This is a genomic window from Streptomyces sp. NPDC058051, from assembly GCF_042885475.1.
Taxonomy (GTDB): domain Bacteria; phylum Actinomycetota; class Actinomycetes; order Streptomycetales; family Streptomycetaceae; genus Streptomyces.
In genome coordinates, this window is sequence record NZ_JBHVRW010000010.1 from 1 (window position 1) to 23757 (window position 23757).

The 23757-nt window shown below is 71.3% G+C and carries 20 protein-coding genes; 11 read left to right on the forward strand and 9 right to left on the reverse strand.

All coding sequences use genetic code 11. The features are described from left to right. Positions 1-128 precede the first annotated feature (128 nt). The 4 genes from ACFVUT_RS17510 to ACFVUT_RS17525 form a co-directional block, all read right to left on the reverse strand. Positions 129-749, reverse strand: a complete 621-nt coding sequence (locus ACFVUT_RS17510) for a 4'-phosphopantetheinyl transferase family protein (RefSeq protein WP_389649871.1) — start codon at positions 747-749, stop codon at positions 129-131. Continuing rightward, a complete protein-coding gene (locus ACFVUT_RS17515) occupies positions 746-1429 on the reverse strand; it encodes a BPL-N domain-containing protein (RefSeq protein ID WP_389649868.1) in 684 nt (227 codons plus the stop codon). Before ACFVUT_RS17515 ends, ACFVUT_RS17510 begins: the two co-directional genes overlap by 4 nt. A 7-nt stretch (positions 1430-1436) precedes the next feature. Next, positions 1437-5492, reverse strand: coding sequence for a Pls/PosA family non-ribosomal peptide synthetase (locus ACFVUT_RS17520; RefSeq protein WP_389649865.1), 4056 nt, complete (start codon positions 5490-5492; stop codon positions 1437-1439). Positions 5493-5895: 403 nt separating this feature from the next. Further along, complete coding sequence (locus ACFVUT_RS17525) at positions 5896-6363, reverse strand: MarR family winged helix-turn-helix transcriptional regulator (protein WP_389649862.1); 468 nt, start codon at positions 6361-6363, stop codon at positions 5896-5898. A gap of 102 nt (positions 6364-6465) precedes the next feature. Here ACFVUT_RS17525 and ACFVUT_RS17530 point away from each other — a divergent pair, with 102 nt between their 5' ends. The 5 genes from ACFVUT_RS17530 (at position 6466) to ACFVUT_RS17550 (ending at position 10975) form a co-directional block, all read left to right on the forward strand. Next, entirely contained in the window at positions 6466-7680 is a 1215-nt protein-coding gene (locus ACFVUT_RS17530; RefSeq protein WP_389649859.1) for an amidohydrolase family protein, read from the forward strand. Positions 7681-8132: 452 nt separating this feature from the next. Beyond that, positions 8133-8606 carry a hypothetical protein gene (locus ACFVUT_RS17535; RefSeq protein ID WP_389649903.1) on the forward strand — a complete coding sequence of 158 codons (474 nt, stop codon included), beginning with the start codon at positions 8133-8135 and terminating at the stop codon, positions 8604-8606. Between the two features lie 267 nt (positions 8607-8873). Continuing rightward, entirely contained in the window at positions 8874-9065 is a 192-nt protein-coding gene (locus ACFVUT_RS17540) for a DUF6381 family protein (protein ID WP_389649856.1), read from the forward strand. Positions 9066-9223: 158 nt separating this feature from the next. Further along, on the forward strand, positions 9224-10234 hold the full coding sequence (locus ACFVUT_RS17545) for an MsnO8 family LLM class oxidoreductase (RefSeq protein WP_389649853.1): 1011 nt from the start codon (positions 9224-9226) through the stop codon (positions 10232-10234). A 231-nt stretch (positions 10235-10465) separates the two neighbouring features. Then, positions 10466-10975: a DUF664 domain-containing protein gene (locus ACFVUT_RS17550; protein WP_389649850.1), complete on the forward strand. Its 510-nt coding sequence runs from the start codon at positions 10466-10468 to the stop codon at positions 10973-10975. Between the two features lie 156 nt (positions 10976-11131). Here ACFVUT_RS17550 and ACFVUT_RS17555 read toward each other — a convergent pair whose 3' ends face one another. Then, complete coding sequence (locus tag ACFVUT_RS17555; RefSeq protein ID WP_389649847.1) at positions 11132-11938, reverse strand: SAM-dependent methyltransferase; 807 nt, start codon at positions 11936-11938, stop codon at positions 11132-11134. A 273-nt stretch (positions 11939-12211) separates the two neighbouring features. Between ACFVUT_RS17555 and ACFVUT_RS17560 the strand changes: the two genes are divergently transcribed. Both ACFVUT_RS17560 and ACFVUT_RS17565 read left to right on the forward strand, forming a co-directional pair. After that, entirely contained in the window at positions 12212-13234 is a 1023-nt protein-coding gene (locus ACFVUT_RS17560) for an aminoglycoside phosphotransferase family protein (RefSeq protein ID WP_389649844.1), read from the forward strand. Between the two features lie 219 nt (positions 13235-13453). Further along, complete coding sequence (locus tag ACFVUT_RS17565; RefSeq protein WP_389649841.1) at positions 13454-13900, forward strand: nitroreductase family deazaflavin-dependent oxidoreductase; 447 nt, start codon at positions 13454-13456, stop codon at positions 13898-13900. Positions 13901-14145: 245 nt separating this feature from the next. Here the strand turns inward: ACFVUT_RS17565 and ACFVUT_RS17570 are convergent, their stop codons facing one another. Then, entirely contained in the window at positions 14146-15120 is a 975-nt protein-coding gene (locus tag ACFVUT_RS17570) for an acetylxylan esterase (RefSeq protein ID WP_389649838.1), read from the reverse strand. A gap of 264 nt (positions 15121-15384) precedes the next feature. Here ACFVUT_RS17570 and ACFVUT_RS17575 point away from each other — a divergent pair, with 264 nt between their 5' ends. Then, positions 15385-15660: a DUF2087 domain-containing protein gene (locus ACFVUT_RS17575; protein ID WP_389649835.1), complete on the forward strand. Its 276-nt coding sequence runs from the start codon at positions 15385-15387 to the stop codon at positions 15658-15660. Between the two features lie 217 nt (positions 15661-15877). Then, on the forward strand, positions 15878-17173 hold the full coding sequence (locus ACFVUT_RS17580; RefSeq protein WP_389649832.1) for an alpha/beta fold hydrolase: 1296 nt from the start codon (positions 15878-15880) through the stop codon (positions 17171-17173). A gap of 137 nt (positions 17174-17310) precedes the next feature. Here ACFVUT_RS17580 and ACFVUT_RS17585 read toward each other — a convergent pair whose 3' ends face one another. After that, positions 17311-17883: a rhodanese-like domain-containing protein gene (locus ACFVUT_RS17585; RefSeq protein ID WP_389649829.1), complete on the reverse strand. Its 573-nt coding sequence runs from the start codon at positions 17881-17883 to the stop codon at positions 17311-17313. Positions 17884-17982: 99 nt separating this feature from the next. On the opposite strand from ACFVUT_RS17585, the gene ACFVUT_RS17590 reads away from it, so the two are divergent. Beyond that, on the forward strand, positions 17983-18261 hold the full coding sequence (locus ACFVUT_RS17590) for a metal-sensitive transcriptional regulator (protein ID WP_389649900.1): 279 nt from the start codon (positions 17983-17985) through the stop codon (positions 18259-18261). Positions 18262-18315: 54 nt separating this feature from the next. Here ACFVUT_RS17590 and ACFVUT_RS17595 read toward each other — a convergent pair whose 3' ends face one another. Together ACFVUT_RS17595 and ACFVUT_RS17600 are read right to left on the reverse strand one after the other, a co-directional pair. After that, positions 18316-19062: a sulfite exporter TauE/SafE family protein gene (locus tag ACFVUT_RS17595; RefSeq protein WP_389649826.1), complete on the reverse strand. Its 747-nt coding sequence runs from the start codon at positions 19060-19062 to the stop codon at positions 18316-18318. A gap of 188 nt (positions 19063-19250) precedes the next feature. After that, positions 19251-20645, reverse strand: a complete 1395-nt coding sequence (locus ACFVUT_RS17600) for a rhodanese-like domain-containing protein (protein WP_389649823.1) — start codon at positions 20643-20645, stop codon at positions 19251-19253. Positions 20646-20908: 263 nt separating this feature from the next. Between ACFVUT_RS17600 and ACFVUT_RS17605 the strand changes: the two genes are divergently transcribed. Next, positions 20909-23587 (forward strand): beta-N-acetylglucosaminidase domain-containing protein, encoded by a 2679-nt coding sequence (locus ACFVUT_RS17605; protein WP_389649820.1) that lies wholly within the window; start codon positions 20909-20911, stop codon positions 23585-23587. Positions 23588-23757: the final 170 nt, after the last annotated feature.

A 23757-nucleotide genomic window follows, 5' to 3' on the forward strand; every position in this document is an offset into this window, starting at 1 on the left:
GGGTCCGTACTCCATCGAGTACGGACCGGCCGCACCTGTCCCTCGGACGCCGACCGATACGCAGGTCCGCCGACCGCGACGCAGGTCGGCTGGACGGGTGCGTGCCTGTCAGACCGGGTGCATGCCTGTCAGACGCCGACCGCGATCGCCGCGGTGCGCCGTCCGCCCACGGTGACCCGCGCGATCATCCAGCCCGGCGGGTCCTCGGCCGGTGCGGCACCGGTGCCGACGTAGTCGGTGGCCAGTCCCCGGCTCAGGCCCGTGCCGAGTCCCTTGAGGTACGCCTCCTTGCGCACCCAGGTCCGGGCGAAGGCCAGCGGCCGCTCGCCCTCGGGCAGGGCCACGAGCTCGTCCCGCTCCCGGGGATGCAGGTGAGGGATGAGCCCGTCCACGACGTCGGGCGGCGGAATGCGCTCCATGTCGACGCCGACGGGCGTGTCGGCCACCGCGACCAGAGCGAGGTCGTCGCTGTACGCCAGCGAGAAGTGCGGGCTGCCGCCCACGACCGCGGGCCGGCCGTGCGGGGCGCCGCACACCGGGCACCGCTCCCGGGTGAGCGCCACCTGCGGGGGCGGGACACCGAGCCGCGCGGCGAGGTGACGGCGCAGCGCGGTGTGCGCGGCCACATACCGGTCACGCTCCGTCACCCCGGCAAGGGTGCGGGCCCTGCGCCGTTCACCGGCGTTCAGAGACGTCGGCGGAACCGGGGGATCGGCGCGTACCAGCCACAGCACGGCCTGCGCGGTCATTCCCCCATCACCGCCTCCACCAGGTCCAGGCCCAGGTCACGGGTGTCGTGGATCGGCAGGCCGTGGTCGGTGAACCAGTCGTCCACGGCCTCCGGGTGCGGCCCGGTGACCGCCACGCGGCCGCTGCCGAACCGGGTCACGAGTGCGGCGGGGGTGCCGTTGTCGTACGTGGCCAGGACGGTCGCGTCCGCGTTCTGGTCGAGGACGAAGAGGGGGCCGTCCTGGAAGAACACGGTGCGCGGCCGGCCCCGCCAGGTCACCTGCACCACGGTGTCGTCCTCGTTGTCGACGCTTGCTCCGAGGGAGGAGATGTACCGGGCGGTGTCGCCGGGGAGGAGGCCGAAGCCCGGGGTGGCCCCGGCGAGATAGCCGCCGAGGCAGAAGCCCAGATAGCGTCCGCCGTCGCGGACGTAGCGGCGGATCGCCCGGCGCTGCCACCGCAGCTTCCGGTAGGCGGAGGAGAGAGTGCCCCCGCCGGGCTGGGCGTACAGCACGGCGCGGGACAGGGAGTCGGCCGACAGCGGAATTACCTCGTCCGGGCCGGTGAAGCGGACCTCGAAAGGCCACGGGCCGGACCGCAGGAGACCGGCGACGGCCTCGGGACATCCGGGCAGCGAGGCCGGTCCGCGGTAGACGAGTGCGAGGGGGTGGCGCCCGGTGGACGTCGGGGAGTGTGCCATGGCTGCCTCACTGCGTGGACTTCATCGGTCCGGCGGGCGCACGTACCCCGGCCGTCGTGGCGAGTCCTTCGGCGGGTAGCCCCTGCCAGCTCGTTCCCGGTGTCAGCCGCTCGCCCTTCATGACCAGCGACAGTGCTCCGAGCCGGACGTCGGCGCCCACCACCGTGTCGTAGAGCACGACCGACCGGGAGCCGATGCTCGCGGCGGCGCCGACGGACAGCGTGGACATCTTCATCACACGGTCCTCGAAGAGATGGGACTGCAGCGAGACCTGCATGCCGATCGCGGCGTCGTCGCCCACCTCCACCAGGTCGAACTCGGTGAGGTACGTGGTTCCGATCCAGGTGCGCCGTCCGATACGGGCACCGAGCAGGCGCAGCACCGGCGGCAGGAACGGCGTCCCCACCATGGCACCCACGGCCGCGGGGACCGCAGCGGCCTCGAACAGGCCGGTGACGAACTCCGTACGCCTCACGAACAGGCTCCACAGGGGCTCGACGCGCGGCCTGTACTTCCCGACGACCACCCACTTGGCCAGCGCGCAGTACCCGATGACAGCCACCGACGCGCTCATGGCGAAGAACGGCGACACGAGCAGCGTCACCAGCGGCTGCGTCATGCGGGCGACGCCGGACAGAGCCAGCAGATACAGGTAGGCGCTGGTGGTGAGCACCGAGGCGGGCATGGCGGCGCGGAAGAACTCGATGGCGAAGCGGCCGAGCACGGCGCCGCGCGTCGGCCGGAAGGTCAGTTCCTCCGGGAACGACCCGCTGTCCTGACGGACGGGCAGCCGCAGCGCCGGCGATCCCAGCCAGGTGCTGTCCCCGGGCACACGGTCCGTGGGCGGCACCGTGCCCACACCGATCAGGCTGCCCGAGCCGATGCTCGATCCGGCCGGAACGAGCGCCGAGTTGCCCACGAACGCGCGCTTACCGACCTCGGTGGGGGAGAACGCCATGCGGTCGCCCGCATAGGCGGCGACACCGACGCCGGCCAAGTCGGCGACGAAGCTGCCGTCGCCCAGCGTGAGCAGGTCGGGGTCGATGTGCGCCGCGGTGGAGACCTCGGCGTTCCGCCCGATGCGAGCGCCGAGTGTCCGCAGCCACGGGGCGGTGTAGAGCGTGGCGTAGAGCGAATTGGTCAAGGTGAGGCTCTGCTCCAGCAGCTTGTCCGCGATCCACTTGCGTACGCCGAGCGCCGAGCGTGCCGGGTGGATTCCCGGGGGTGTTCTCGGCAGGACGGCCCGCTTGCCGACGGCGGTGATCAGACAGACCGTGACCACGAAGACCGGGCCGGACAGTGCGGTGGCGGCCAGCCCGGCGGCCATGCCGCCGTGCAGCCAGGCCCACCAGAACAGGACGACACTCGGCAGGGCCGAGGCGATCGCGACCGTTTCCAGGGCGAGCAGGCCCAGCACGGCGCCGACCAGGTGCCGCGGCTGCCAGCGGTCCGGTTCACCTCGGCGCCGCAGCATCGTCTCGACGGCCGGGGACAGTGCGTCGACCGGGCGTGCGGGCGAGCCGGCGCGCCGCCCGCCGGCCGGAACGGCCTCGTCCGGGCCCGCGACGGACTGCTCGCCGAGTGCCGAACCCGGGCCGAGGCAGGCGCCGGGTTCGAGGACCGCGTTGGCGCCGACGTACGCCCGCTCGCCGACGGTGATCGGGGCGACCGTGACCCAGCCGTCGGCGACCTGCCAGGGGCGCAGCGTGACGCCGTAGCCGATCGTGGCGTCGGCGCCGACCCGCAGCAGTGCGGGCAGGCCGACCAGGGCGCTCGACAAGGTGGTGCGGGGGCCGATTCGCGCGCCGAGCAGCCTCAGGTAGGGGCCCATCAGCGGGGAGCCGCTGAGCATCCGCAGCGGGCTGATCCAGGGCAGCAGCATGTCCAGCACCCAGATGCGTACGTAGACCGTTCCCCACAGCGGGTACCGGCCGGGCTCGATGCCTGCCGCCAGCGGTCGTGCGAGGGCGACGGGGAGGAGCCAGCGAACGGCGACGTAAGCGCCGAACACGGCGATCGTCGGCATGATCTGTCCGCCCGATGTGCGGCTGTGGAGCAGCGCGTAGGTGACGGCCACCGGTCCGGTGAGGAGGAAGAGCATTCCGTAGAGCGCCGCGGCCTGGGCCAGACCCGCGCGCGCGACGCGTGCGCTGCCGTGGCGGATGGGCGCGGGGCGGGGCCGCTCCCGCGTGCGGGGGGTGTCCGCCGAGGCGCGCAGCCGTGCCGCGAACGTGCGGACGGTCGGGTTCTCGTACAGGTTGCGCAAGGTCGGGCCGCTCCCGCCGCCGTTGTCGCGCAACAGCGACACGGCGCGGGCGGCGAGCAGGGAGTGACCGCCGAGGTCGGTGAAGAAGTCGGCCTCCGCCGACAACTCCTCCGGGGCCATCCCGAGAGCCTGCGCCCAGGCGTCCCGCACCCCGGTCTCCAGCGGTCCGCGCGCCGGCACCACGCGGTCGGTTCCGGTGAGCCGGCGGCCGCTCGGCGCGGGCAGTCGTGCGCGGTCGACCTTGCCGCTCGGCATGACCGGCAGCCGGTCCAGGAAGTCCAGGGCCGACGGCACCATGTAGGCGGGCAGCGAGCGGCGCAGACGCGCGCGCAGGTGGGTGACGAGGGCGTCGTCGGAGACCGTGCCGTCCCGGGTGGGCACGACGTAGGCCGCGAGGACGTGATCGTCGTCGTGCCCGTTGCGGCGGGTCACGAGGGTGGTGGCCGCCTGGGCCACGCCCGGCTCCTCCAGCAGCACGTTGTCGATCTCGTCCAGCGACACGCGGTAGCCGCGGATCTTCACCTCCGCGTCGGTCCGGCCGAGGTACTCGATCTCCCCGTCGTCGGTCAGCCTGCCGAGGTCCCCGGTGCGGTAGAGGCGGCCGTCGCCCGGCGCCATGGGGTGTCCGACGAAGCGGTCGGCGGTCAGGTCCGGTCGGCGCACATAGCCACGGGCGAGGCCGGGGCCGCCCAGGCAGATCTCACCCACGGCGCCGTGCGGCACGGGGCGGAGGAGTGCGTCGAGGAGGACGACCGAGTACGTCGGCAGCGGGCGGCCGATGGTCACCGGGCGGCCCGGCAGAAGCTCCTGCCAGGTCGCCGTGACCGTGGTCTCGGTCGGCCCGTACGTGTTCAGGATGCGCCGTCCCGGCCTGCTCCACCGCTCGACGAGCGAGGCGGGGCACGCTTCACCGCCCACCACGACGCTGCGTATCCGCGGGAGCTCGCGCGGGATCGTCGCCAGCAGCGTCGGCACGCAGTACAGGACGGTGATGTCGCGCTCCTGGAGGAAATCGGCGAGTTCGGCGCCGAGCCGTCCCGCGCCGGTCCGCCCGGCGACGAGCGTGGCACCCGCCGCCCAGGTGGGCCAGATCTCCTCGATGGAGAAGTCGAACGAAATGCTCATGCCCTGGTACACCCGGTCCTGCGGGCGGACGTCGTAGACCGGCGACACGACGCGCAGAAAGTTGCAGATGCTCGACTGGGCGATCTCCACACCCTTGGGCCGGCCGCTGGATCCCGAGGTGTAGATGACGTACGCGAGCGGATCGTCGTCGGGGCCGTCCCGGTCCGCGGCGTCCTGACGCGAGGACGGCAGCCGCGCGAGGTCTCCGGCGCACGTGTCCACATCGATCACCGGGCACACTCGGCCCGGCCCCGCCCAGGAGGCGCCGGCCGAGAGGGCGGACGTGGTCAGAAGCGCGGCGGCGCCCGCGTCACGGAGTATGAAGTCGACCCGCTCGGGCGGCGCTTCGGGGTCGATCGGCACGAAAGCCGCCCCCGTCTTGCAGACGCCCAGCAGGCACGCGTACATGTCCGGGGACCGGGGCATCAGGAGCGCCACGCGGCTTCCCGGGCCCATGTGGAGGCGGCGCAGACGGTGGGCGACCTGATTGGCCCGGGCGTCGAGTGCGGAGTAGGTCAGCCGGTGCGATCCGCATTCGACCGCCACGGCGGAAGGTGTGCGGTCGCAGGCGTTCTCGAAGAAGTGGTTCAGCCTGCCCACGGTGCCCGCGATGCCTCGGGCGGTATGACCGCCGGACTGAGGGGCGGGCAAGGTGACGGTATGGGAGGCCATGAAATCCCCCTTTTCCCAGCGTGAAGGCTCTCTTTTCCCGATGCGGAGGCGCTTGGTCGTCCCCGGTCACACCACCAGCCTGGGCGGGCACCGCTGAGAGGATGCTGAGAAGGGAGCCGTCGCTACGTGACGGGCCGTGTGGTCGGGCCGTACGGGCGGGTTGCGGCGACGGGCTGTGCCGCCGGGCCGTCCGGGCAGGTCGGGGCGACAGGCCGTATCGGCGGGTCGAGGCAAATCCGCGCGCGTGGCCGGGCGGCAAGCGCGTTTCCCGCTCGCGCGGGTCACACCAGGCGATGCGGATTCCCGGTGGAGCGCTCCCGCCCGCTTCTGGCTACAAGGGCTGTCCCGTCATCACTGGTGGATCAGCGTGCGGCGTCAGACGCGGTGCCGGGGCGCTGCGTGTTCAGCCGCGGCTTGCCGCCCGTTCCCTGGACCACGCGGTGGCGTCAGCTCCGTATCGAGCCAAGAGGCGTGCGAACTGGATCCGCTCCTCCGGCGACCAGGCGGCGGTGATCTCCTGGAACGCTTTGCGCTGTTCCGCGGCGAAGCGGTTGCGTTCGGCCTCGCCGTGTTCGGTGAGTTCGAGCACGGTGCGGCGTCCGTCGGACTGGGACGCCGTCCGGCGCAGCAGCCCCTCCTCTATGCAGGCAGCGACGGTCCGGCTGGCCACCGGCTGGGCGACGCCCATCTCGGCGGCGAGGCCACCGACGGTCGTCTCGCCCGGCGCGTCGGCGATCACATTGAGTACAAGGTTGCGAGAGAGGTCCTTGCTCGATGCCGGTGCGCGTCGTCGCAGACGTGACAGCGCCGGGCCGATCTGGTCCAGCGCCAGGTCGTCGGAGGGCTGCTCGGAAAAGGATGCGCTGCTCATGCGGCCGAGTCTAGGCCGGGTCTGCGCATTTGCATACCATCCGATAAGTGCATAGCATCAGGTATGTAAATCTTGAACGAGTGAGGAAAGAGGCGGCCCGCTATGGCGCTCACCGCGATCACCAACGCGCAGATCTTCGACGGAGAGAAGACGGTGGGCGTGCGCACCGTGGTCATCGACGGCGGGAGGATCGCCCGTATCGGTGGCGACGCCCCTCGTGACAGCGAGATCGTCGACGGCAGCGGCGCCACACTGCTGCCGGGACTCATCGACGCCCACGTTCACTCCGCCCCGGGTTCCCTGGCGCTCGCCCTGCGGTTCGGGGTGACGACCGAACTGGAGATGCAGGGGATGAACACCCGGGAAAATCGGGGGCTCATCACCGACGACGACACCCTGGCTGACGTCCGCTCCTCCGGCTTTGCCCTCACACCGCCCGGTGGTCACCCGAGCGAGCTGATGCCCGAAGGCTTCCGGCCGAAGTGGGATCTCCCCCCGGTGATGCCCCTGATGCCGTTCTCCTCCACCCCTGAGGAAGCGGCCGCTTTCGTGCCCCAGCTCCTTGCCCGGGGATCCGACTTCATCAAGTTCATGATCGACGACGGCAGCGTGGAAGGGCACCCCGGGCTGCCCGCGCTCGACCAGGCCACCGTGAACGCCGGTGTGGCCGAAGCCAAGAGGTACGGCGCCCTTACCGTGGCCCACGCGCTGACCGTGGAGGCCACCAGGATGGCCGTCGAAGCCGGCATCGACGGCGTCACCCACGTGTTCATGGACCAGCCGCACACCGCCGAGATCATCGGTCTCATCAAGGACGCGGGCATGTTCGTCATTCCCTGCATCACTCTCAATGCCTCGATGACGGGAATCACCGGCAGCGAACTCGCCGACGACCCCCGGGTCGCCGCACGCCTCGACAGCAAGTGGGACCAGACCCTGCGCTCCAGCTACAACCGCTACCCGCAGGGCAAGCTCGACGACGTGTACGCCACCGTGCGCGCACTGGACGACGCCGGCGTCGACGTGCTGGCCGGCACCGACGTCTCCATGCCCGAGACGTTCTTCGGGGGCCTGGCACACGGAGCGAGCCTGCACCACGAACTGCAATACCTGGTGGCAGCCGGCCTCACACCTGCTCGGGCCCTGCGCGCGGCCACAGCGACCACAGCCCGCCGCTTTCGCCTCAGCGACCGGGGCCGCATCGCCGAGGGACTCCGCGCCGACCTTCTCCTGGTCGACGGCGACCCGACCAGCAACATCAGCGACACCCTCAACACCCGCGCCATCTGGCGCCGCGGCACCCGCCTGGCGGCATGACCACAGCACCGGAAGGGGCGACCGGCGGAACCACTCCGGCATCCACCGCAGGCATGGCCTGCACTTCCTTGCTCTGACCGACGAGAAAGGTTGCCTGATCCGGATATCGGCCGCCCGGCCCGGGCGCACCCACGACAACACCGCTGCCGTCACGACCACATCCTGGCTCACCGCGGGCCGCCGGCCTCGGCGCCCTGGCCGACCTGGGCTTCCGCGGTCTGGACAACGACATCCACGCCCCCGTGTACCCCAAGGATCGAGCACACCAGCCGTTTGACCTGGGCCTTCAAGGTGGCGAGGGCTCAAGGCGGAGGAACGTTCGCATACTGGGAGTATGCGGGCGTCCCGGCGGCGCGGCGAGGTGCCGTAGCTGTCGTCGCACGCCCGCCAGGGATTACGTGACGGCCCTTGAGCTCGACGAGGGGCCGATGATCCGATCGACGGAGGCGCTCATGAGGACGATGCTCGAACCGCGCGACGTGGCCCCGCGCCTTGCCACCGGTGCGTTCATCCTGAACTCCGGCCTGGGCAAGCTGAAAGCGGACGAAGAGACGGCTCAGGGCGTGCACGGCATGGCCTGTGTCGCCTACCCGTTCCTCAAGAAGATCGAGGCGAGGCGGTTCACCCGGCTGCTCGCCCTGTCGGAGATCGCGGTCGGCACGACCCTGCTCGCCCCCTTCGTGCCCACCCGGGTGGCCGGGCTGGCGCTGACCGGGTTCTCCGGCGGCCTGCTGGGTCTGTACCTGCGGGTTCCGGGAATGCGGGAGTCCGGCAGCCTGCGGCCCACCCAGAACGGCATTGCCCTGGCCAAGGACTCCTGGATGCTCGGGATCGGGCTCGGCTTCCTGTGCGCGGACGCCCGCTGGGCGGGAGCGCCCTCGTCACGGTGTTCCCGGCGGTGTCCATGGCGGCGGTCCCGGAGCTGACGGCCGGCGGCCGGCGCAGGCAGGCGATACCCCGGGACCGGCAGGCATTTCCCCAGGACGGGAGCACGGCGAGCGCCCACGTCAGCCGCATCCTGCCTACTCTGGAGGGGAAGCCGCGTCCGAGCGGCGTCGGCCACACCGAACGCCGGTCCGGTGGAGGTTGCCCTGCGACGCAGGGCGCAACGGTGGGTGACCGCCCGGAGTACGCCGCTCGCGTGCGCCGGATGTGCGGTGGGCGCGCTCCGCCCGCAGACCCAAGGAGTGATCATGAGCGAGTCAGATGAATATCGCGGTCGCGTGAGGGAGATGCGTGCCAAGGCGAAGGACCTCAACGAAGCGGCCGAGCGCACCACCGACCCCAAGGAACGTCAACGCCTGAAGGACAAGGCCCGCAGGATCGAATCGGAGAGCGAGCAGGTCAGCTGCATGGCGAGCGGGGACATCTACCCCATGCAGTAGTGCCGCAGGGTCGGGGACGCACGCCCCGCCGACTGCACTTCGCGGCCGTGAGCGCGCAGCCGACACGCAGCCCCTGAGCGACACCGCCCGGGGGTTGCGCATGTCGACTCCGTGGCGGCCGGGGGAATCATGGCGCGGGCCGGACGTTGAACAGGGGTGTGAGTTCTGTGATCGCGTCCACCCGGTTCTCCGTGCTCGACCGCTCCCGTACCCGTGAGGGGTACGACGCTCCCGAGGCACTGCGGGACACCGTGCGCCTCGCCCAGGAGGTCGAGGCGCTCGGCTATCACCGGTTCTGGGTGTCCGAACACCACAGCGTGCCCGGCGTCGCCGGCTCGGCGCCGACCGTGCTGGCCGCGGCTGTCGCCGCGGCCACGTCCACCATCCGGGTCGGCACGGGCGGTGTGATGCTCCCCAATCATCAACCGCTCGTGGTGGCCGAGCAGTTCGGGGTGCTTGAGGCACTGTTCCCGGGCCGGATCGATATGGGTCTCGGCCGCTCGGTCGGATTCACCGACGGCATCCGCAGGGCACTCGGCCGCGACAGGTCCGACGCGGAGAACTTCGCCGCGCAACTCGCCGAGCTGCTCGGCTGGCTGGACGGCACGCAACGTGCCCACCCGCAGGTCCATGCCCGGCCCGCCGAGGGCCTGCGCATCCCTCCCTTCGTGCTGGCCACCGGAGAAGGGGCCGGGATCGCCGCGGCGGCCGGGCTCCCGCTGGTCGTCGGGGATCTCCGCAGCCGTGACAAGCTGCTGAGGGCGGTGGAACGCTACCGCCGGGAGTTTCGTCCCTCGCCCTGGGCCGCAGGACCCTACGTGGTCGTGTCGGGCACGATCGCGATCGCCGAGAGCCGGCACGAGGCCCGGCGTCTCCTGATACCGGAGGCGTGGTCCATGGCGTACTCCCGGACCCATGGCGTGTTCCCACCGCTCGTCCCCGCCGAGCGGGTTGAGGCATTGACCATGACGGAGAAGGAGCGCGGCCTCTACGAGAACGGATTGCGCGGCCACCTCCACGGCACGGAGGACCACGTGCTCACGGCGCTCGGAACGGCCATCGAGGAGACCGGAGCGGACGAGGTGCTGGTCACCACGAGCACCTACGACCGCGCGGCCCTGCTGGACTCGTTGCGCCGACTGGCCCGGATCGCGGAACTGACTGCGTGATCGCCCCTCTGTCTCTCTCGGCCCTGTCCGCGTGGCGACGGCCAGGACAGCGTGAGGTCCACGGAGCGTGACGGCCCCGGAGGAGCGTGCCGTCAGCCGACGTCCCACCCCGCGTTCGTCGGGCGTGACGCCGAATTGCCCAGCGCGGCAGGGGCGGTGACCGAATGCCCCGTCGGCTGCGGCGCGTGTCGATGGCGGGCGGGAGGCGCGAGAGCGGAGAAGGTTGAGTGCATGAACAGTGCTGACCTTTTGACGGACGCGTTCACTCGCGTCCAGGAGACGGTGCACTCGGCGGTCGAGGGCCTCTCGCCCGCCGACCTCCACGTCCGCCTCGACGGCGGAGCGAACACGATCGCGTGGCTCGTGTGGCACCTCACTCGGATCCAGGACGACCATGTCGCGGACGCGGCAGGAATCGAGCAGGTCTGGTTCACACGGGACTGGGCCTCCCGCTTCGACCTGCCTTTCGCGAAGGACGCCACCGGGTACGGACACAGCAGCGCGGATGTGGCAGCCGTGCGGGTGGGCTCGCCCGAACTGCTGCTCGGCTACTACGACGACGTCCATGAGCAGACGCTCGAATTCATCAGTGATCTCGACGGCAGAGCGCTGAACCGCATCGTCGACGAGGCATGGTCGCCGCCGGTCAGCCTCGGGGTCCGACTGATCAGCGTCATCGCGGACGATCTGCAGCACGCGGGGCAGGCGGCCTTCGTCAGGGGCGCGTTGGAGCGCCGGTAGACCAACCCGTCCTCGAAGCGGGCCCGTTGTCTCTCCGGGCGGAGCCGGACAGGCTCCCGTACCCGGTACCCGTACCCCGTGCCCGTGCCCCTTCCAGCCGGTCCTTCGGAACCGAGGTCGCGAACCGCACCCCGGCTCCGGAGGACCCCGGTCGTCTCAGACCTTGAGCGCGACGCCGCTCACCGCATGGCCCTGCAGGGAGTCGGTCGGGTTCTGGCCGGGGTCGGGGCGCCAGGCCGATGTCCTGACGACACCCGGCTCCACCAGCTCCAGACCGTGGAAGAAGTCGGCGATCCGTTCAGGACTGCGCAGGTGATACGAGCTGGCCGAGTTCACGTTGTACGAGGCGACCGCCTGGTTCAGCGAGTCGCTCGTGTTCGTGCCGTCGCTCAGGGCCAGGTAGCTTCCTGCCGGGAGCGCGGCCACCAGCCGGTCGACCAGCGCCCACGGATTGTCCTCGTCGGGGAGCTGCCCCATGATCCCCAGCATGGTCAGCCCGATCGGCCGGCTGAAGTCCAGCGTCTCGGCCGCCCGGGCGAGGATCGCGTCGGCGTCCCTGACATCGGCGTCGATGTACGCGCAGGCGCCCTCCGGGGTGCTGGTGAGCAGGGCACGGGCATGGGTCAGGACCAGTGGGTCGTTGTCGACGTACACGATCCGGGACTCCGGTGCCACGCGCTGGGCCACCTCGTGCGTGTTGTCGGCCGTCGGCAGACCCGTGCCTATGTCGAGGAATTGACGGATGCCCGCCTCCGCGGTCAGGAAGCGCACCGCACGGGAGAGGAAGGACCGTTGGAGCCGGGCGATGGCTGCGAAGTCCGGGAACGCCTTCAGGATCATGTCGCCCATCTGATGGTCGACGGCGTAGTTGTCCTTGCCGCCCAGGAGATAGTTCCACACGCGTGCCGAGTGCGGCTGGTCCGTCTGGAGTCTGTCGGCCGGCGACTGCGAAGAGGTACTCATGGCCAGATCTTCACCTATGCCATCCGCAATCGCTCAAGGTGTTGATCAACAACGAGGGTTCGCACGGGAAGGTGTTTCCTGGCGGAGGGGTGTGCGGGTCGGGAAGGTCACGGACGGTCGGTCAACAGCGAAACGGCGTAACGGATTTGGTGGTTCCGGTGTCTGTGCCTCCTGTACGAGGGCGACCGGCGCGTGCGACGCCGACCCGCGCCTCCTCGCACGCGCCGGACAAACCAGATGCAGCCCCGGCAGCTGCGGTGGTGGGATGGCACGATGCGACGAGACGCGCCGGACATCGTGGACCGCGGCCAGTACCCGGACGCGGTGACTCCCTGGGAACAGGAGGAGTGGCGGGAAGCAGCCCTCGGGTGGGTGCGGCACGGCCTCGCCGCGCAGGGGCTGCGGGGGACCGGGCAGCGCAGGGTGAGGCTCCGGCCGTGGTCCGTGCTGGTCCGGACCCCCGTCGAGGGGCGCGACGCCGTCTGGTTCAAGGCCAACTCGCCTGCCGGCGCCTTCGAGGCGGGACTGACCGAGGCCTTGGCCCACTGGGTACCCGAGTACGTGCTGAAGCCGCTCGCCGTCGACACCGGCCGCGGCTGGTCGCTGCTCCCGGAGGGCGGCGCGCTCTTCAGGGACGTGCTCAACTCGGTTCGTGCCCCGGTCGACCCGCGTGCCTGGGAAGAGCCGCTGCGCCAGTACGCCGGGATGCAACGCACACTTCTGCCGTACACCGGGAGCATCGAGCTGCTCGGTGTCCCGAGCGCGCGCACCGCCGTGCTCCCCGAGATCTTCGACCGGGTCGTCGACGGGAACACCGCCCTCGATCAGGCGGGGCGCCAGGCGCTGCACGGGTTGCGGCCACGCGTCGTGGAGTGGTGCGAGGAGCTGTCGGCCGTGGGCATCGCCGATGCGCTCGACCACTCCGACCTGCACGACGGCCAGCTCTTCGCGCCCGCGCCGGGCCGCTTCACGTTCTTCGACTGGGGCGACGCGCTCATCACCCATCCTTTCTGCAGTTTTCTGGTCCCCGCCCGTGCGGCCCGCGAGCGGTTCGGGCCCGAGGTGCTGCCCCGGCTGCGGGACGCCTACCTGGAACCGTGGGAGGAGAACGGCCGCACGAAGGCGGAACTGCGGCGTGCCGTGGGTCCGGCGTGGCGGCTCGGCGCTCTCGGTCGCGCCTGCTCCTGGGGGCGTCTCTTCCCCGGAGCGTCGGACAGTGTGGGCGGGGCAGGTGAGGCGGAGAGCGCCCGCTGGCTGCTGGAACTCCTCACCGAGCCACCGGCGCAGTTGTTCTGACGCAGAGCGTGCTGTGATCCAGCGGGCCCTCGGGGTGACGTCGACGAGGTCGACGACCCACCCCTCGGCGAAGGTACGGACACGCGGATCCGTCCGGCCCCGGGCGGGCACGATGATGAAAGAGTTCTCGCAGCAGCCGGACGCACCGACTCCCGCGTGTCCGCCTGTCCGCGTGTCCGAACACCCGTGTATCCGAAATTCGACGATGGGACAGATGCCATGCCTCTCCAGGGTGAGTACGAGCCGAGCCCCGCACAGTGGGTCCGCGATCAGGTCGAGCTGTTCGAGAGTTCCGGCGGTACGGAGGGGACGACGATGCGGGGGATGCCGGTCATCATCCTGACCACCCGAGGGGTCAAGAGCGGCAAGATCCGAAAGACCCCGCTCATGAGGGTCGAGCACAACGGCACGTACGCCGTGGTCGCCTCGCAGGGTGGTGCTCCCAAGCACCCCGTCTGGTACCACAACATCGTGGCCGACACCAGGGTGGAGCTGCAGGACGGCCCGCTTCGCCAGGACATGAACGCCCGCGAGGTCACCGGCGAGGAGAAGGCGGTGTGGTGGCAGCGCGCGGTCGAGGCGTTCCCCGACTACGCCGACTACCAGCGCAAGACCGACCGGAAGATTCCCGTCTTCGTCCTGGAACCGGCGGCCGAGCAGCACTGACGGCCGTCCGGGAGGCGCGGACCGGATGCACGGCCGCGCCTCCCCGGGCTGGTCCTCGCCGTTCCGATCGGGCCCGTGGCGCGCCGCCGGCGCTGGGGGAAGGCCCGGTGCTCGGCGGGACGACCGTTCGCCGCGCGGTGTGGTCGCTCGTCATGCGATCGCCGCTGCCGGAAGAACGGCGACGCCGCCTCAGCCCGGCGCGTCCCCGGAGGGAACACGACCGGAGGACGGGATCCCTCGCGAGGTCAGGCCGTCAGCTTCCCGGGCAGCCAGCCCAGTTGCGCGGCCTGCTGGAACGGCCCGCCGCCCTCGTGGTCGTTGAAGTCGTACACCTCGATGGCCTTGTCCTGGTGGGCGTAGGCGTTGAAGGCGGCGAAGACGGTCGAGGGCGGGCAGGTCATGTCCTCCAGGGCCGTCGAGAAGAGCGCCGGTGCCCGGCCGCGCGCCGCGAAGTGCACCCCGTCGAAGTACGACAGCGTGGCCCGGGCCTGCTCGGCCCGGCCCCGGTGCGTCTTGAGGTAGTTGCCCACCTCGCGGTACGGGTCACGGTTGGTGACGGTGAGTGCGCGGGGGAAGTCGCACAGGAACGGGACGTCCGGCGCGATGGCCGCGAGATCCGGTATCAGCCCGCCGACGGCGAGCGTGATCCCGCCACCCTGACTCACACCGACGGCCGCGGTGCGCCCGGCGTCGGTCAGCGGATGCGAGCGCGCCGCCTCCACCGCACGGACCGCGTCGGTGAACACCCGCCGGTAGTAGAACGCGTGGGGATCCTCGATCCCCCGGGTCATGAATCCGGGAAACGACGGTGCGCTGCCCACCGGGTCGGCGGTGTCACCGGCGAGCCAGCCACTGCCCTGTCCCCGCGTGTCCATCACGAAGTGGGCGAAACCGGCGGACGCCCAGAGCAGATGGGTGTGGGCCAGGCCCCGCCCGCCGCCGTAGCCGATGAACTCCACGACCACCGGCAACGGTTCGGTAGTGCCCGCCGGGATGACGAACCAGCCCTTGACCGGGTGCCCGCCGAAGCCCGCGAACGTCACGTCGTAGACGTCGACGGTCGTCAGCCCTGTGTCCGTGCGCAGCTCGAACCGGGCGTCGAGCTCGTGGCTGCGGGCTTCGTCGAGGGTCTTCGACCAGAACGCGTCGAAGTCCTCGGGCTCCACCGAACGGCTGCGGTAGTCGCGCAGCTCGTCGAGGGGCAGATCGAACAGGGACATGCGAAACCGCCTTCTTCGCAGGGGCGAGTGATCACCCACAGGGATGGTTGATCACACCGTACGGGTGCGGGCGGCGCGCGGACGAGGGCGTCTCACGCCCGGAGGGTTCCTGGACGGGGACTGGGCTGTCGGGCATCCGGCATCGGGCATCGGGAGGGTCCTGGAGGGCGGACCCAGCAGCGGGCAGCGGGCAGCGGGCATCCGGCCTGCGGACGCGGCGAAAACACGTTGCCCGCAGGCCGGGCGCATGCGACGCTGCCTGCCATGTCCGACAACGACGCACGCGGTTCGCACCAGGTCGCGGCGCTTTTCTCGCACGGCCGACTGACGGCGATCCCCCGTAAACAGGCCCGCCGTGAACAACTGCTGGTCCACCTCGCCGAGACGCTCTTCGAGCCGGACCGGGTCTACACCGAGCGTGAGGTCAACGAGGCTCTGCTCACGGTGCACGAGGACTGCTCGGCCCTGCGCCGCTACCTCGTCGTCGCCGGCCTGCTGGTCCGGCCCAAGGACGGCAGCAGCTACCGGCGAGGACAGTAGGGCAGCACCTGGCCGGAGGCCGCGGCGCGCCCCGCCCCTCCATGCGTCCATCGACCGCGCTCCTGCGTGAGACCGTCCCCGGGGCAGCGGGGCAGCGGGGCAGCGGGGCAGCGGGGCAGCGGGGCAGCGGGGCAGCGGGGCCGCATACGGGCCGCGGCCGGCCGTGTCGCAGCCGTGTGCTGAACTGTGCGGGGAACATCTGAACCAGGAGCACCTTGTGACCAGCTACCGGCACCCCGGCATCGTCTTCACCGACCGTTGTTTCACGGTCCCGCTCGATCACACCGATCCGAACGGTGAGCGGATCGAGGTCTTCGGCCGGGAGGCCGTGGCGAGCGGCAGGACCGGCGAGAAACTGCCCTGGCTGCTCTATCTGGAGGGTGGCCCCGGCTTCGGTGCCCGGCGCTTCATCGGCACGGAGGCATGGCTGGGGCGTGCCGTGCGGGAGTTCCGGGTGCTGCTTCTCGACCAGCGCGGCACCGGCCTGTCCACCCCGGCCAACCGCCAGACGCTGCCGCTGCGCGGCGGCCCGCGCGAGCAGGCCGACTATCTGGCCCACTTCCGCTCCGACAGCATCGTGCGCGACTGCGAGCTGATCCGCCGGCAGCTGACCGGCGGCGAACCGTGGACGGTACTGGGCCAGTCCTTCGGCGGTTTCTGTGCTGTCCGCTATCTGTCGGCCGCCCCCGAAGGGCTCAGCAAGGTCCTCATCACCGGTGGACTGCCCTCACTCGACGCACACGCCGACGACGTCTACCGGGCCGCCTACCCGCGGATCGAGCGCAAGGTCGCCGCCCATTACGCCCGGTACCCGCAGGACGTCGAGCGCGCCCGGGAGATCACCGCTCACCTCGCGGAGCACCGCCCGGAAAGCGCCGGACACCGTCTGACGCCCGAGGGGTTCCAGTCCCTCGGCATCATGCTGGGCAGCGGCAACGGCAGCCACCAGTTGCATTACCTGCTGGAGAACGCCTTCGTCCGCACGCCGACCGGCACCGAACTCTCCGACACCTTCCAGGAGGGCATGCGCACCGCCAACTCCTTCGCCGGGCATCCGCTGTACGCGCTGATGCACGAGGCGATCTACGGCCAGGGCGAGCAGCCCACCGGCTGGGCCGCCGAGCGGGTGCGTGCCGAATTCCCGCAGTTCGACGCGGCCGCGGCGCTCAAGGGGGACGGCCCCGTCCTCTTCACCGGAGAGAGCATCCACCCCTGGCACTTCGACGTGGATCCGGCGCTGCGTCCGCTGCGGGAGACCGCCGAACTTCTGGCCTCCCGTACCGGCTGGGAGCCGCTGTACGACGCCGAGCGCCTGGCCGCCAACGAGGTGCCGGTCGCCGCTGCCGTCTACCACGACGACATGTATGTCGACACCGGGCACGCGTTGCGTACGGCGGAGTCGATCCGCGGGCTGCGTACCTGGGTGACCAACGAGTTCGAGCACGACGGGCTGCGCGCGGGCGGACCTCGCGTACTGGACCGGCTGCTCGCGCTCGTCAGGGACGAACTCTGATCCGTTCCGGTCGAAACGAGGAGGCGGCCCAAACGAGAGGCCGTCCGAAACGAGAGGCCGTCCGAAACGAGGAGCCGGCCGAAACGAGGAGCCGGCCGCGCAGGTGCTCGGCCGGCTCCTCCCCTCAACGCGGCAGGTCAGCGCTGAAGGGTGTCGAGCGTCGCTGCCAGGTTCGTGGCCGTGTGCGGGGCCCGGTTGTACGGGAGCTTCGACAGGGCCGCCGCCATGCCGCACGAGTTGGTCACGGCGGAGAAGACGAGCCCGGCGCCGATACCTGCGGAGAGCCAGCGCGCGGCGGGGACGCGCACTCCGGTCAGCAGGCCGGCCACCACGAGCGAACCGGCGGCGAGCCGGACCTGACGCTCCATCGGCCAGGTCGCCCGGCCCTCGGCGGGACGGTCGAGATCGCGGCCCTCGCTCTCCCAGGCGGAGGTTCCGCCGGACAGTGTCACGGCCTCGATGTCCGCCGCTGCGAGAATGTCGCACGCACGGGTGGAACGGACACCGGAGGCGCACACCATGAGCAGCGACCCGCGGGCCGCAGCGGACTTCAGTGCGGGGACGGCCTCGCCGAGACGGTCGAGCGGAATGTTCAGAGCACCGGGAACGTGCCCGGAGGCGTACTCGCCGGGGGCCCGTACATCGATGACGGTGAATTCCGCGAGGCGGGCGGCAGCCTGGGCGGGGGAGAGGGAGGCGGGGCTGGTCACGAGGGGTGCTTCCTTTCGTTCACCGGGGGTGAGGAGGGGATGGGGTTCTCCTTCCCGATACGGGTAGAATACCCCTTGGGGTATCAGGAGGAGGATCTTGTGGAACTCGACATGGCGGCCGATGAACTGAAGTCGGTTCTCAACCGTCTTCGCCGCGCACAGGGCCAGCTCGCCGGGATCATCAGGATGATCGAGGAGGGCCGGGACTGTGAGGACGTCATTACACAGATGGCGGCCGTTTCCCGTGCGCTCGACCGGGCGGGTTTCGCGATCATCGCGACGGGTCTCCAGCACTGCATGGCCGACGGGGACAGCCGGCCCGCGGATCGCGACCAGATGCGGGCGCGACTGGAGAAGCTCTTTCTCTCACTGGCCTGAGCCGACGGCATCCGGTTCTCTCGTCGGCCTGAGCCGGGGTGGCGACGCCGTGGCTCAGGCCACGGCGTCGACGAGCATGAACGCCGCCACGACCAGCAGCACCGCACCGAAGATCCGCTGCAGTGCGGCCGTGGACACCTTCGCGGCCAGCCGCTGCCCGTCCCAGGCTCCGAGCACCGCCGTCGCCGTGAAGGGGGCGATCACCGCCCAGTCCAACGCGGTGGGCGTGGCGAGGCGGGTGACCAGGGCGGCCGTGGAGTTCACCGTGATGACCAGCAGGCTGGTACCGACCGCCGCGCTCATTGGGACGGCCACCACGGTGACCAGGGCGGGAACCGCGAGGAATCCGCCGCCGACGCCGAGGAACCCGGTCACGGCACCGAGTCCGGCACCCGCTCGCGCGACCCGCCCGCCGGGCACGCCGTCCGGTGGCGCGGACTCGGCCCGGGGCCGGATCATCCGCACCGCGGCGACCGCGGCGAGCAGGGCGAACGCGGCCGTCAGCACCCCGGACGGAATCCGTGCGGACAGGGCTCCGGCGACGGCGGCCGGCACGATTCCGGCCGCTGCGAAGAGCCCACCCGTACGCCACCGGACCCGGCCCTCCCTGGCGTGGGCGACCAGGCCGGTGAGGGACGTGACGACGACGATGAGCAGGCCGGAGGTGGTGGCGGCGGCCGGTGTGAAGCCGAGGAGATAGATCAGCGCCGGGACGGCGAGCACGCTTCCTCCGCCGCCCAGGCCGCCGAGCGCCAGACCCACCACCGCTCCGGCGGTCAGCGCCAGGACCAGCGTGGTCACGCGACGGTACCCGCCGCCCCGCGCCGGCCGCGCACCGGCAGCCCCGCGGCGGCCCATGCGGTCATGCCGCTCACGACATCGACGGCCAAAGACATCAGGGAAGACACGGAGAACGCTCCTCGGGTGCGGGTGCGGGTGCGGGTGCGGGTGCGGGTGCGGATGTGGATGTGGATGTGGGCGGCACGGGGTCAGGCCGCGGCAGCGGGGGAGGCGGACGGGTCGGGGGCCGTCGGGCTCAGGCCCGCTGCCACCGCCGCGCCGAAACCGTCGTCGACGGCCACCACCTCGCGTCCCGCCGCGTCCAGCAGAGACGCCGCGATCGCGGCCCGCATACCGCCCGCACAGTGCACCCACACGACGCCCGGCGGCACCTCGCCCAGCCGCCGGGGCAACTCGTGCACGGGGATGTGCACCGCTCCCGGGAGCACGCCGCCGCCGCGCTCGGCGTCCCTGCGCACATCGAGAACCACCAGGTCCTCGCCGCCCGCCCGGGCGGCGGCCAGACCCGCGAAGTCGGACCTGCGGAACGACCGTGGCCTGCCCGGCGCACGCACCCAGTCCTCGGGACCACCGGTGGCCGCGGCCACCGGCCGGTCGATGCCGACGCGCGACAACTCCCGCTGCGCGGACGCGAGCTCGGCGGTGGTGCTCGCCAGCAGCGTGACCGGCTTCCCCCACGGAATCAGCCAGGCCAGATACGTCGCGAGCCGACCGTCGCCCTCGAAGTTGAACGATCCGGCGACATGCCCCTCGGCGAACGCCACCCGGCTGCGCAGATCCACCACCCACTCGCCCGCGGCCAGCCGCCGGGAGATCTCCTCGGCGCCGGCCGTGCCGGGCGGGGTCAGATCGAGCGGAGCGGGTCCTGCCGCGTTGGCCGGTCCCATGTGCGTGTAGTAGGCGGGCACGTCGTCCAGACCGGCCAGCAGTTCGGCGACAAAGGTGTCCACGTCCTTGACCAGCGCGTCGTTGCGCGTGCGCTCGTCGCCGATGGTCGTCGTCGTGCCCTCCGCGGGTGAGGAGGAGCAGAAGCTCCCGAAGCCGTGTGTCGGCAGCACGGGAACGGCGTCTTCGAGCTCGTCGGCGAGCCGGTGCGCGGAAGCGTGCTGGGCGCGGGCCAGCCCGGCGGTGAGCCGGGGCTCCACCAGGTCGGGCCGGCCCACGGTACCGATCAGCAGTGAGCCGCCCGTGAAGGCGGCGACGGCGCGACCGCCCTCCTCCAGTACGTACGAGGTGTGGTGCGGGGTGTGCCCGGGGGTGGCCAGCGCGCGCAGGGTGAGACCGTCGTCCACCGCGGCGGTGTCGCCGTCGGCCACCGGAACCCGGGCGAAGGAGACCTCCGCGCCGGCAGGCACCAGATACCGGGCCCCGGTGACGCGTGCCAACTCCAGCCCGCCGGTCACGTAGTCGTTGTGCAGATGCGTCTCCACCACCAGGGCGATCCGCACGCCGCGCCGGGCCGCAGCTGCGACGACCCGGTCGATGTCGCGCGGCGGATCCACGACCGCGGCGGCCCGTCGCCCGCCCGCCAGGTAGCTGCGGTTTCCGAGACCCGCTGTCTCCATGGTGTCGACGAAGAACATGACACCGGCTCCTTCCGTTCAATTTACCCCGGGGGGTATCTGCTCCCTCAGGCTAACACCAATGCCCCCGGGGGTATTCAACCCTGCGATGCGGCGGCCGCCTGTACGCGTCGCCCGTGCAGGATTGCGGCTTCTGGATGCAAAGTCCCAGGTCAGCGTGTTGATGTTGTCCAGACCATTGACATGCAAGCGTCATGATGTTGAATTCGGGTTCGTTGTGTTGTGCGACTTCGGTGACATGAGTGATCAATGGAGGACCTGTGATGCCTCGCCCACCCCGTCTCACCGCGCTCGGCACGGCGGCGGCACTGCTCGCCGGCGGCCTGCTGGCCGCCGTGCCGTCCGCCCAGGCCGCCGACGGCACCCGGACCGCCCACCCGGCCGGGGCCGCGGAGGAGCGGACCCCCGTCGTCACGCCGACCCCGCAATCCCTGACGAGCCGGTCCGACCGGATCACCATCAGCCCCACCGTCACCCTGGTGGCGGGCGCGACCTCCGACGAGCCCTCCCTCGCGGTGGTGGAGAGCGCGCTGCGCCGGGCCGGTGCACAGCGCGTCGTGCGCAGTGACACGCCCGGCAGGAGCGGGCTCACCGTCCATGTCGGTGACTCCGCCGCGCTCGCCGCCCAGCACCTCGACGGCCCGTCCGCACTACCCGCCGACGGCTACGTCCTCGGCATCGGCGCCGGACGCATCGTCCTCGCGGGCAAGGACAGCACCGGCACGTACTACGCCGCACAGACCCTGCGCCAGATCCTGCCGCAGGCGAAGCATCCGGGCACCCAGGTGACCGGGCTGGCCGTGCGCGACTGGCCAGGCACCGCACTGCGCGGCGTCATCGAGGGCTTCTACGGCACCCCGTGGTCGCACGAGGCCCGGCTCGACCAGCTCGACTACTACGGCGAGCACAAGATGAACATCTACGTGTACTCACCGAAGGACGACCCGTATCTCCGCGCGAAGTGGCGCGACGCCTACCCCGCCGACCGCTTGGCCCAGATCAAGGAACTCGCCGACCGGGCCGTCCAGCGGCATGTCGAGTTCACCTACGCACTCTCGCCCGGTCTCTCGGTCTGCTACAGCTCGGACGCCGACGCCAAGGCACTCGCCGACAAATTCCAGACGATCTGGGACATCGGTGTGCGGACCTTCGCCGTGCCGCTCGACGACATCAGCTACACCGACTGGAACTGTGCCGAGGACAAGGCGAAGTGGGGGACCGGCGGCGGGGCGGCGGGCGCGGCTCAGGCCTATCTCCTCAACCGGGTCAACAAGGAGTTCATCGCCACCCACCCGGGAGCCCAGCCGCTCCAGATGGTCCCCACCGAGTACTACGACGTCTCCGCCTCGCCGTACAAGAAGGCGCTGTCCGAACAACTCGACCCTGATGTCCTCGTCGAGTGGACCGGCGTCGGCGTCGTCGCGCCGACCATGACCGTCGCGCAGGCCGAGGCCGCCCGCACGGTCTTCGGCCACCCGATCCTGACGTGGGACAACTACCCGGTCAATGACTACGCGACCAACCGGCTGCTCCTCGGTCCGTTCAACGGACGGGAGAAGGGGCTGCCCGGCAAGCTGGCGGGGATCACGGCCAACCCGATGATCCAGCCCTACGCCTCGAAGACCGCGCTCCATACGGTGGCCGACTACGCCTGGAACGATGCCGCGTACGACCCCCGCGCGTCATGGATCCAGGGGCTCAAGGAGTACGCGGGCGGCGACGCCCGCACCGAGAAGGCGCTGAGGGCCTTCGCCGACGTCAACTACAGCTCGGCACTCAACAGGGACCAGGCACCCGAACTGGCGGCGGAGTTCGCCGACTACTGGACATCCGGTGACGCGGCCCGGCTCGCCCCGGTGCTCGACGCGCTCGGCTCCGCGCCCTCCCGGCTGCGCAGCAGCCTCCCGGACCGGGGCTTCGTCGCCGACGCAGGCCCCTGGCTGGACGCCACCGAGTCCTGGGCGACCGCGACCCGCACCGCCCTGCGCATGGTCGAGGCGGCCCGCGCCGGACAGGGCGCGCGGGCCTGGGAGCTCCGGCAGCAACTGCCCGCACTGGTCGCCGCGGCGAAGTCCTTCACCTATACGGGCCTGGACGGCCGCGAGGTGCCGGTCGTCGTCGGCGACGGGGTACTGGACCGGTTCGTCGACGCGGCGAACGCCGACCACGACCGGATACTCGGGGTCAGCGGGCGCCCCTCCGCATCGACCAGTCTGGGCACCTATCAGAGCAACACGGTCGCGCGGATGCTGGACGGCGACGACTCCACCTACTTCTGGAGCGACGGGGCGCCCGCCGCCGGGGACCGGATCACCGTGGACCTGGGCCGGGTGCGGGACATCGGCGACGTCACCCTCGCCATGGGCAAGCCCGGCAGCGGTGACGACTATCTCCACGAAGGGGTTCTCGAATACTCGGCCGACGGGCAGAACTGGCAGCAGCTCACCGCGTTCTCCGGAAGGCCGGACGTCACCGCGAGCGTGCCCGCCGGGACCGAGGCGCGCTATGTGCGGGCCCGGGCGACCGCGAGCCAGGACTACTGGCTCGTCGTCAGGGAGTTCGGCGTCGCGACCGACGAAGGGGCGGTGGCCGGAGGACCGCCCGCCGAGGCCGGATCCTCGCTGCGGGCGGCCTTCGACAAAGACCCGGGCACCGTCTACCGGGCGGCCCGCGCTCCGGAGCCCGGGGAGGCGCTGGAGGCCGGGCTCCCCGATGCGCGCTCCGTGAAGTCCGTCACCGTTCTCCAGCCGACCGGTTCCACGGGCCGCGCCGATGTCCAGTTGCGGGCCGCGGACGGAACGTGGCAGACCATCGGCGCACTTGACGGCCCGTACACCGAGATCCCTGCGGCGGGGCGCACAGCCGACGCGGTACGCCTCGTCTGGAGCACGGGGCAGACGGCGCCCCGGATCGCCGAAGTGGTGGTGACCGGGCAGGACTGAGCCCGACGGGCGGATCGCGGAGGGAGGTCGCACCGGCCGCTTCCCGGATCGGCCTGTGGAACCGTCCCGCGCCCGGCCCGCTCCCAAGCACTCGGGGCGGACCGGGCGCACCCCTGTGCACGTCCCGGTGAAACCAGCACCCGCAGGTTGTTCCCAGTGAGGCAAGCGAC